We start from the raw sequence: 10,508 nt of genomic DNA on the forward strand, positions 1-10,508 counted from the left end.
ATTTAGGTACAGACCCTAGTAGCGCGCTCATAGCGGGAGTTCAGAATCATGTAGCGGACCCGTTCCTTCAGCTTTCAACGACAACCTGGGTAGGACGCAGTTCCATCCTAGTACCCGGAATCAGAGCTGGGTGATACGGCGGCCTTTGAAACGGCGTTGACGGACTTTTTTCTTGGTCCAGACGAAGGGCTCAGCTCTGTCGTTGTACGCATTGACGTAGGCATCGATGTGTTCCTGAAGCTGCTTGAGGCTTGTGAAGGAGGTGCCGCTGAGCGACTGCCCCTGCAAAATTGAGAACCATACCTCGACCTGGTTGAGCCAGGACGCACTTGTCGGCGTGAAATGGAATTGCACGTTGGGATGGGCTTTGAGCCAGTCCTCATTCTTCTTGTGGGTGTTGAGGTTGTCGAGGATGACGTGAAGCTTTCGGCCCGGAAAGGCCGCGGTGAGGCTGTTCATGAAATCGAGAAACTCGACACGGCGACGGCGTTTTGAATGCGTAGCGATGATCTTTCCGGTGGCGACTTCGAGCCCCGCAAACAATGTTGTGGTGCCATGCCGCTTGTAATCGTGGCTCTGGCTGGTCAAGGCGCGGCCATTGGGTAACTTCAGATAGCCTTGCGCTCGCTCCAAAGCCTGGATCGAGGGCTTCTCGTCCACGCATAGCACAATGGCCTTCGCCGGCGGGGCGACGTAAAGGCCAACGACATCGGCGGCTTTGGCCGTAAAGTTCGGGTCGTTGCTCTCACACCAGTACTTGCGAGCCGCGAGGTCAATCTTGTGGCTACGCAGGAACCGCCAGACATATTGGACGTCAACATCTCCTAGCGCCTCGGCCAGCAGAGGGCCGGTCCAGCGCGCAAACCCTTGCGGGGGCGGCTTATCCAGCAGCTTCAGAATCCGCTTGTCGGTCGTCGTCGTATAGATCGGCTGCTTGCCAGGCCGCGGCTTGTCTTGCAGCCCTTCAAGGCCCTGGTCGGCATAGCGATGCCGCCAAAGGCTGACAATCCGCGGCTGGACTCCGACTTCCTTCGCGATCGACCGGGTGCTGCGCCCATCCGCCGCCAACAGGACTATCCGCGCCCGCTTCAAATCGCGCTGCAATGTCACCGGTGAGCGACAACACGCCTCAAGCACCTTGCGATCTTTCCTCGAAAGGTGGACTTCTCTTGCTTCGGGTATCATCCCGACCTTGAATCACGACTCACGTTCCAAGAAAAGTGGGTACTAGTTACCGCGGCCGCACCTTCACCGACGCGGCGAGCCGCTTTGTTGATGGCGGTGATCGCCCAGGCCGAGAAGGCATGCCCCACCAGTTCCTCGGTGACCTGCTTCACCTTCTGCGTCGAGACGCCTTGCACGTACACGTCGGGCAACGCCGCCACCAGCGCCTTCTCCGAGCGCTGATAGCGCTCGAACAGCTCGGTCGAGGACCGCCTGCCCCTGGCAGTCCTGGGTACCTTCAGCTCGATCTTGCCAGTGAGCGTGTAGTAGCGTGACGATAGTCAAGCCGCGCTTCGGTGCGCTTCCCTTTCTCCGGAGGGCTATCGCATATGGTCTTTTGGGCGGCCTGAGCGCGCGCGCTCGCGCGCTCGTCCTTCAAGACGACGCGGTCCCTCAGGATGAGACTGAGCGGCCCGCCCCAAGGCGGGCGTCTCGAAGGATCGCCACAACAAGATCAGCCCATATGCGATCGCCCTGCCTTTCTCCGCGCGCAGCGTCTCCGTCATCTCAGCTTCAAGCGTCTCCTGCACCGCAGCCTGGATCAGCGGCTTGAGGAGCTCCTTGTCCGAAGCGAAAGCTGTTTTACAGCAGAGACATCCGTCCCAATCTTCGCCACTGTCATTGTGGTCCTTGCTCCTCAGCGAGCGGTGATCTTCCAGACCACCGGACTTACCATGAGCGCTCCAGCCACTGAGCTTTTCGCGAAACCTCCCGCACAACACCATCACGGCTTGGGCTCGTCTCGTACCAGTTTGCAGGACGGCCCTGGCTGCGCAACGAAAGTCACGACCCGCCTGCTTTCAGGTTCCCGCCGGAGAAGAGCGCCAACAGTGCTCCTCATACAGCGGTACGTTCCGGGCAGGTGGCCTGCACACCTGGATCGCGCTAACGACCGAAACCGGTTAGTACTTCAAACAGACTCTTGACTCATAAACTTGGCCCGATTTGGCTGCGGGTTTCGGATCGCTACGCGTATCTCGACGCGAGTCCACCATTGTGAATAGCCGTCTCACGTAGGCGCTTTGCTTGGCGGCAGTTCTCGAAAGCAGCGGTCTCGCTGATCAGCAAGGCGGCTCTGTCCATGGTGTCGACCGAGACATCCCGCCGAGCACGGCGATCTTGATTTGAGCATACCCCTGTCGCTTCTCTGTCGACTGTCGGACCGTACGTGAGGCTCGAGGAGCTCATCGTCGCTGTGCTGAGACTCGGGCCTTCTTAGAAAGGCATCGACCTTCGTGTTCTCGTCGATTCAACCGATCCACACTGAACTGTGTTCGGTGAAGGCAAACGATGTTTGGCGACTGCTCGTCGCTGGAGGCGCACGGGAGAGCTCAGCGTTGGACTCCGGAAAATTGCCCCGAGGCACCTCGTTGGGACGTGTTGTGACAGGGGCGTACGGACTGGCGGGAATATCGAGTTCGATTTCGCGTAAAACCTCCAGTATCGCCTCCGGACGATTACCATTCTCAAACATCGCGTATTTGAACGCTTGAGCACGGCTCACGAACAGGCCGCCAAAAATGCCATTTTGTTCGCGCGCAACCCAATTTCCGCGACTATTCCTGCCAACGAAAACGACTGTTGACGCTGCACGGTAAGCTAAGGGACCTCTGACAAGAGGCATGTTCTCAACTCATTCGAACAGCAAAGGTGGAGCATAATCCGGCCGCTTGTAACGTTGAAGGTCATGCTGCTGCGCGATGCTGGTCGAGCTTTTCGTACTTGCTCGCAACGCGTGCCCATGCGGCGATGGCAGCGCCAGAGAGGCTCCAATCGAGTGGTCTGTAGTGGGCCGACCGCTCAGGCGTATTCTCGTGTTGTCGTCTCTGCGGGCCATTGCAAGACACCTACCTCTAAACGTTGTTGCAGGGTCTGCGATCCTCGTCCTGCCACCCTCATACAGGAGGCGCCTTTATGACTATAAGCCTCAAGTAACCTCTAACTAACCTGAGCGCCGCAATCTCCTCCAAGAATTAGTAGAGGCTCATCATCGGGTTGATCTGAGGCCGCAAACAGGACCAGCTCTAGACGACCGAATCCATGAACTTGGCACTGATGAAACGGGACGTTCACTTGTGGCTTCCTCGTTTACGATTGACTGAATGAAACGTTTGACCATGGCAGGATGGCGGCAAGCGTTCGAGTTGGCGATTACCATAAGGAGATTGAAACGTTGACGGCTCCCGGCTCAATTTCATTGACGCTTCCTCTCCCAGTTCGCCCGCTCCGTCCTGCCTCACGTCTAGGTTACGTCAAAGCGTGCTCAAAGAGCGCATCCTGGCCGGAATCGACGACATCAATCGCCATTGCATCGCCCATACCTGGTCCTACAAACTCGCCGACGCCGCCGGATATGTTTCGAACCAAGTAGACGCTGACCTAATTAAAATACTCTGCTCCGAATGTCCTCCGCTGGAATCAGCGGGAGGCGATGAAGACCTCAGAATTCTCGGATGTGAAAAGGCGTTCACTTGGAACAAGACAGTCACGGTGGCCCGGCTGCGTGGCATCTCTAAGGCCGCGACGCGCCAGCGACCTGTGTCAGTTGGAGAAAGGACCACGACGCATAGTTGCTGGCGGAGATGCGGCTGAAGCAGCTATAGAACGGCAGAGTCGGGAAGCGACGTCAGGTACCAGCGTGCGATGAAGGAGCGTTTGAAGACGATCTACGACCAGCGCGTCCACATCTGTAGTCGACTCCGAACATGTTTGTGCCAAATGCCCGACCGAGATCATGCTATCCACCTGCGTGCGTGTGCAGCCGTCCCGCCGCGGCCGAGTTCCGCACCTTGATGGTTTGGGCAAATCGTTGGCCGAGCACGACCACCTTCTCGCGGCTGAGATTGGGCTAGAGGCTACGCGCAGCGGCAGCTCGCGGTTACCTATTCACTCGATCAAATTGGCTGCAGCGGGGGGGTTTTGGTAAAATCTCGGCAGGCAATCAATCGACTGAAATTGGGAACCTTAACCGCGAGCAGTGTGGCTGCTGAATCAGTGCGACGGTGTGACGTTTACCTTGCCACGAGAGAGCTGTCGACCGGTCAATATGTTTATGACGAGGAAAGCGGAGGGTTGCTGCGGGATCCCGCCAACCATCGGTCGCGCTACGTTCGCCAGCTTTGATCCGAATTGGGCTGCTCTCAAGTACTTAGACCCTCTTCGTGAATCTCGCGGTATCCGGCTCTCTAACCTTGCCAAGCCCTGATGGCTGTCCATTCGGGATCGGCTCCTGGTTTGCCACCCGAGCAGTCAAGGGTCCACTGTGCAGACCTGATAAGCTCAATCGCGCTTTAGATTCCGGAGTCAGTGAACGCTCGAACGCTGTGTTCTCGAACGCCATAGACCCAGATGATCCCGTCCTCGAACGCGACTAGCAAATCGCGCGATCAATACTATTGGCTCACCGAGGTTCTTTCGCGACGTCTGTGACGTGATGCGCCCTCTTCAGGCGGGTGGCATACGGCTTGAGGGAACATCGTTGGTGCGCGTCCATTTCCAGGACAGAAGCTGGTAACTTTAAAGCCGCTGAAGATCTCACGCCAGCGAATACATCTGCAGAGGGCTGAACATCAGGGCCGGAACGATTCACCAATCCGTCAAGATGCCGGGACAAAAGGTCTAGACTGCGACGTCCTCGAGGCACGACGACGAGAGACAAACAAATACGCAAAAGTGCGAAACAGTGACAAGCTTGGCGCATTGTCGCTTTTCCGTTACTGACGGTTGTCAATAGGACAAGGTTGTGACGAAACGAGCAACCTTAACATAATGCGGCGCGGCTGCTTGAAGATGATGATGTGTGTTGCGCAACTCACGACTGAGGTCGTCGTATCGGTGTGGCTTCCTTCTGGTGCGCAATCTGATCGTGGCATTTCCCGAAATGCGGGGTGAGCTCGATTCTTCCAACCGTGCGAAAGGCGATCCCAGTCCAACATCCGCCGCAAGGAACGTCAGATTCAGCTATGCGCGTCGACTGCGCTGGCACGATGGTTGCTAACCAAATGCCGCAGCAATGGGTGTGAGTGAGCGCAGACAGGACAAGCTTCTCTTTCCTTTTGCTGTCGCAATCCATTCGTTTGCGCCTGAATAGCTTTATCCGGCGTACAGACCAAAGTTGGGAGATCACCATCATGAGTAAAACGTCGTCGATGAATAATATCGTTGCCTGCGCTGATGTCCTCCAACGTGGAGCCCGAATTGGCGCCGAAATCAGGAACATCAAGCTCGCGGGCGATTTGCCGGACCAGATGATCGCGGCGATCAACAACTTGGTGCTAAAGCACAAAGTACTCTTCTTCCGTGGCCAGGGTCATCTCGATGACGGCGAGCAGGAGAGCTTTGCTCGTCGTTTCGGAAAGCTTGTGCCGCATCCGATCCTAGGTGCCACGAAGGGAACGTCGTCTATCCTTGATGTTGATTCCGCCCGGGCCGGAATGCGGGCAGACTTATGGCACGCTGATCATACGTTCGTGGATGCCTATCCCAAGATTACGGTGCTGAGAGCGGTTGTGGTCCCAGAATTCGGCGGGGATACAGTGTGGTCCAACACGGTGGCTGCTTATCTCGACCTACCGCAGCCGCTGCAACGGCTTGCCGACGAGCTCTGGGCTGTTCACAGTAACGTAATCGATCATGCAATAATGCCCCGCGCCAGCGAGGTCGATAAGAACCATTTTGACCAAGTTTACACGAAAACGATCTATGAAACCGAACATCCGGTTGTGCGTGTCCATCCCGAGACTAGCGAGCGGACGCTTGTACTCGGTGATCGGGTGCAGCGTTTTGTTGGGATTCCGAAATATGACGGCCAGAAGCTCTTCGATTTGTTGCAGGCTCATATCACCGCGCCAGAAAACACTGTGCGCTGGAACTGGAAGGAAGGCGATCTCGCGATTTGGGACAATCGGGCTACCCAGCATTATGCAGTAACTGATTACGGCGATCAGCATCGCGTCGTTCGCCGCGCCACCGTCCATGGCGACGTGCCAGTCAGCGTCGACGGCCGGCACAGCGGCGTTATGCGGGTCAAGACGACCAAATAGCCGCCCGCGAACATCGCCTAGATTCGCATTCACGAGTTTGTCGATCTGGTCGGCCCGGATGAAGCTGAAGTGCCCAGCTTCAGTGACCTAACAGAAACCAGATGAATGCAAGAATACATTTTTGGAGCCCCAAAGATGGAGGCGGTGATCCCAACCGTGGTGGCAAGTCGGGTGAGCAAGGTCGTGCGGCCGACCAGCTCAAGACACACCGACCGTTGCCAACACGGGTCAGGCCGTGCCGGGTGGAAACGTAGAACGTCGCGGGGCCGCTTCGTACGTCCTGAACTTCGGCAGCAACTCGATCGAGACGTTGCGCCGGGCGCACCACACACCGGCAACCAGAGTCCCGCCGGGGTGAAGGTCTTAGCCGGCACTGGCAGCGTGTTCCTACGCCGGTCGGGCTAATCTAGGACTCGCGCCGTGCTGCATTTGGAGCTACCGAAGCGGTTCGGACCGGCACGTGAAAAACTGAAGAACTTCGTTCGTCGGCCTGGCCCTGCGATCCTCACCTGAGCGGCCGTATCGGGCCGCAGGGGCGGCTAGTCGAAGGATAAACGCGGAAGTGCTGACGTAAATATCAATTGTCGCGTTTCTTGCAAGCCGTGCCGTCGCATTTACGCTCTATGTCGCAATCACTTCCATAACGCTTGGTGCTGCTGTTGGATCGGCAGTCTCCAATAGTTGGGTCGGTACTCTTGACAGGAGATTGTGCGATCGCCGTCACGTGGTACGGCATTTGCTGATCTCCTTCCACGTCGTCTCGGCTCCAGGAGAAACAGATGGTCGATGTACAAGAGGTTGTGCTGTCCGCACGGGAAAAACAGTGCCTGCGGTGGGTAGAGGAAGGAAAATCATCCTGGGCAATCGGAGTGATACTGGAAGTCAGCGAGAATACTGTCAATTTTCATCTTAAGAATGCCATGCGCAAGTTGCAAACGACCAGCCGTACCCAGTGCGTTGTCAAGGCGCGTCGTCTCGGCCTTATTACTCCGTGAGATTGCGATCTCATATGCCGAAAGTAGCGACGAGTTCCGCGACCGCCGCGGTATAGTCAACCCGCTCCAGCGGTTATCTATGAGCGACAGGGCGGCCATCTATTTCGCACCTACCGTCATCGTGGGGCACCGCTAGCGCCGCCTTATCGCAGCCTGACGCGGTCTCGGTAGGTGCTTAGTCCCGGCATTTGTTGGAGGGGATTGAGTTTGAATCGTTCTTCAGGGGGAGCTATGCGGGATGTTGGGTGACGAGGCGACAGGCGGCGTGGTTTGCCGGCATTTGGATGACCTCGATGCCGTCGTTGATCTGACACCTGCAATCACGTTCGGCAACTGATTTGTGCCTTTGAGCCGCCGCCAGGTTTTTGATGCGGCGATCACCAGCTTGAATACCATCAGCCTGGCGGCCGCTGACGACAGCGATCCTTTCGTCCGCACGGTTCTGTGCCGCACGGTCGCGAACACGCCTTCGATGGGGTTGGTAACCGGTATAAGATTCTCGGTGCTGATGTTCGGCTGCGGTTTTCAAGATCGTGGCGTATGGTGCGACCATCCGGGACAGAGGCACCGGGAGCACGAAGGTGTGGGCAGGCCGATGCGTACGATGAGCTGCGAGCTCGAGTTAGTAGCTGGCCGCCTCTACGACTAGCCCGGTTGCGCCGTGAGCGCGGATCCGTAGTTGTCGTGTCGCCCACCGTTCCCGTCATATGACAGGAGGTGTAAATGCGACGCATAATCGGAATGGATATCCACCGAACTTTCGGCGAGGTGGTTTTCTGGGAAGATGGCAGACTTCGACCGGCCGGTCGCGTCGATATGACCCGCACGGCACTGGAAGGCTTTGGCAAAAGCCTTCAACCGATAGACGAGGTGGTGATCGAAGCGACCGGCAACTGCATGGCGGTGTCACGGGTGCTGTCGCCGTTCGTGAAGCGGGTGGTCATCGCCAACCCATTGCAGGTGAAGGCAATCGCGCATGCCCACGTGAAGACCGACAAGGTCGACGCGGGCACGCTGGCCAGCTTGTACGCGGCCGGCTATCTGCCGGAAATCTGGACGCCGGACGCGGCCACAGAACGGCTGCGCAGGCTGATCGCCCGGCGTTACCAGGTCGTGCGGCATCGGACCCGGATCAAGAACGAAGTGCACGCAATCCTTCACGCGCACCTGATCCCAAAATGTCCGCACGCCGATTTATTCAACGGCCGCGGCCGCGATTGGCTGGCGCACCAGCCAGTACCCGACGACGAACGGGATGCTATTGAGCGGCATGTGCGCGAGCTCGATCGGCTCGCCGAAGATCTCACGATCCTCGATCGGGAGATCGCCACAAACAGCCTGGACGACGGCTCGGTCAGGCGGCTCCTGACGATCACCGGCGTCAATCTGGCGGTGGCGGCCGGGTTGATGGCGGCAATTGGCGATATCACGCGTTTCAAGAGCCCGCAGAAACTGGTCAGCTACTTCGGGCTCAATCCGCGTGTGCACCAGTCGGGCCTCGGTGCCGCTCATCACGGCCGGATCAGCAAGGTCGGACGTAGCCACGCCCGGGCCATGCTGGTAGAAGCCGCTTGGGCTGCCGCCAAGACACCCGGACCGCTCCACGCTTTCTTCGTGCGCATCCGCGCCAGACGGGGCCATCAGGTGGCCGCCGTCGCCGTCGCGCGCAAGCTGACCGTCCTGTGCTGGCATCTGCTGACGAACGAAGAGGATTACCTCTGGGCCCGGCCCAGTCTTGTCGCTCACAAGACGCGCGGCATGGAGTTACAGGCTGGCCGAGCGCAGAAAAAAGGCAACACGCGCGGCCCTGCCTACGCGTACAATATCAAACAACTCCGCGATCAGGAGATGCACGTCGCCGAGCAAGCGCAGAGAAGGTATGAGCACTTTGTCGAAGCTTGGCGCCCGCGCCCGCCAAAAGAAAAGGCGCGCGGGCGCCTCAACCCGGCAGGACACAGATAGGGCTGCCCGGCGACGCTTACAGCCGACGCGCCGCTCTTCGCCACGAGGTCACCCGCGCACGACAATAACAATCGCCGTTCGGGCTAGTTCCCATCCCCCTGGGACACTGGGCCGGTGAGTCATTGTTGCTTTCCAGGCCCGATCCGATCGAGGATGCCGCCGTGCTCGGGCCGGTCAAGGCCGAGCCTTGCGGTGGCCGCAAACTGCGGCCAGCCTTGACCGCCCCTGCGCGCGGCAGCTGCGAGAAGGGCGGTCGGGACGGAAGAATGCCGGCGGCGCGGTCGAACAAAAGAATGCATCTTCCGGCCCGCTAAAAACTGCTTGTCGATCTCATCCGTCGTGCGCAAGTGATCCCAATGCTCGGCCCGGAAGTCGTAGAAGGTCAGCAGCGCGTCGCGGTCCTGACCAGACGTTCGACCGCCCGACCGTCCTTGGCGCTGTATTTCTCGGCGAAGACGTCGATAGCCGTTTCGGCGGCCGCCCGGTTCGGCGCCCAACAGATTTCGCGCAGGTCCTTCGCAGAAGAAGCCGAGCGCGCCGTCACCAACGGCAATTTCCGGCGCAATTTGCAACCCGCGTTGCTTCACGTCGATCAGGAGCTCACGCCAGCTCCGCGCGCTCTCCCCGACGCCGACCTGAAAGTCAATCAGCTCCTTCTTGCCTTCCGACGTCGCGCCGAGCATGCATTCGCCGTGGTCTTCCATGCGCGCCTGGCCGACAGATCGCGCTTCTGCCAACGGTCGTACTCGCCCTGCCACTCGGCCGTCAGCCGGGAGATTACCGCCGGCGACAGGTTCGGCGCGTCCTTGCTCCGCAGGCTTCAGCGCCTCCTGGAAATCGCCGGTCGAGATGCCGCGCAGGTACAGCACCGGCAATCCAGGCTCCTGGTCCGTAGCGCCCACAGCGGCAGAATCGCCGAGCTGAAGCGGATCCGCTCGCCGTCACCGGCCGCTCCGCAGTCCCGAATCTTCGCCCGCGCGACCGGTCCGATGCCGGTCGCAATCGTTCGGGCCGGGCCGTAACCCTGCCGCACGACACGGGCGCGCCCCTCGGCGAGCTTCAAATCCTTCACTGTGGCAAGAAACGTCTCGACTTCGATCTCCACGGCCTGCGCGAGAAGCTGCCGCGCTCCGGCTCGCAGGATATTGGTCAGTGGATCGTCGACCTCGTCGGGCTGCAACTGCGCACATCGCAATCTGCTCGATTTTCTCATCCAGGCCTCGCACGCTTACGCCGATTTGTGAATCGACTGTTAGCGATCGAACACTAGTGGCTCGGCACAGTG

At 58.8% G+C, this 10,508-nt stretch carries 3 protein-coding genes and 5 pseudogenes; 3 read left to right on the plus strand and 5 right to left on the minus strand.

Features of this window, described 5'->3' with window-relative positions; translation table 11 throughout:
- Positions 1 to 120: 120 nt before the first annotated feature.
- The 3 genes and pseudogenes from FXB38_RS29700 to FXB38_RS45100 all read right to left on the minus strand — a co-directional run.
- On the minus strand, positions 121 to 1,185 hold the full coding sequence (locus FXB38_RS29700) for an IS630 family transposase (RefSeq protein ID WP_148754520.1): 1,065 nt from the start codon (positions 1,183 to 1,185) through the stop codon (positions 121 to 123).
- An 83-nt stretch (positions 1,186 to 1,268) separates the two neighbouring features.
- A pseudogene (locus tag FXB38_RS29705) lies at positions 1,269 to 1,534 on the minus strand (transposase); the annotation flags it as partial.
- Between the two features lie 181 nt (positions 1,535 to 1,715).
- Positions 1,716 to 1,846, minus strand: a pseudogene (locus FXB38_RS45100) (IS256 family transposase); the annotation flags it as partial.
- A gap of 3,508 nt (positions 1,847 to 5,354) precedes the next feature.
- Between FXB38_RS45100 and FXB38_RS29720 the strand changes: the two are divergent.
- Positions 5,355 to 6,266, plus strand: coding sequence for a TauD/TfdA dioxygenase family protein (locus FXB38_RS29720; RefSeq protein WP_148754529.1), 912 nt, complete (start codon positions 5,355 to 5,357; stop codon positions 6,264 to 6,266).
- 794 nt (positions 6,267 to 7,060) lie between these two features.
- Positions 7,061 to 7,261: pseudogene (locus tag FXB38_RS29725) on the plus strand (response regulator transcription factor); the annotation flags it as partial.
- A gap of 229 nt (positions 7,262 to 7,490) precedes the next feature.
- Here the strand turns inward: FXB38_RS29725 and FXB38_RS29730 are convergent.
- Positions 7,491 to 7,744, minus strand: a pseudogene (locus tag FXB38_RS29730) (hypothetical protein); the annotation flags it as partial.
- A gap of 258 nt (positions 7,745 to 8,002) precedes the next feature.
- Between FXB38_RS29730 and FXB38_RS29735 the strand changes: the two are divergent.
- Positions 8,003 to 9,223, plus strand: a complete 1,221-nt coding sequence (locus FXB38_RS29735; protein WP_187435235.1) for an IS110 family RNA-guided transposase — start codon at positions 8,003 to 8,005, stop codon at positions 9,221 to 9,223.
- A 119-nt stretch (positions 9,224 to 9,342) separates the two neighbouring features.
- Here FXB38_RS29735 and FXB38_RS29740 read toward each other — a convergent pair.
- A pseudogene (locus FXB38_RS29740) lies at positions 9,343 to 10,436 on the minus strand (transposase).
- Positions 10,437 to 10,508 lie beyond the last annotated feature (72 nt).

Source organism: Bradyrhizobium cytisi, from assembly GCF_008123515.1.
GTDB classification, from domain to species: domain Bacteria; phylum Pseudomonadota; class Alphaproteobacteria; order Rhizobiales; family Xanthobacteraceae; genus Bradyrhizobium; species Bradyrhizobium cytisi.

Excerpts from the sequence above, each read along its gene's own strand:
- FXB38_RS29720 (WP_148754529.1), top strand. The coding sequence starts at position 5,355 with ATGAGTAAAACGTCGTCGATGAATAATATCGTTGCCTGCGCTGATGTC.
- FXB38_RS29700 (WP_148754520.1), bottom strand. The coding sequence starts at position 1,185 with ATGATACCCGAAGCAAGAGAAGTCCACCTTTCGAGGAAAGATCGCAAG.
- FXB38_RS29735 (WP_187435235.1), top strand. The coding sequence starts at position 8,003 with ATGGATATCCACCGAACTTTCGGCGAGGTGGTTTTCTGGGAAGATGGC.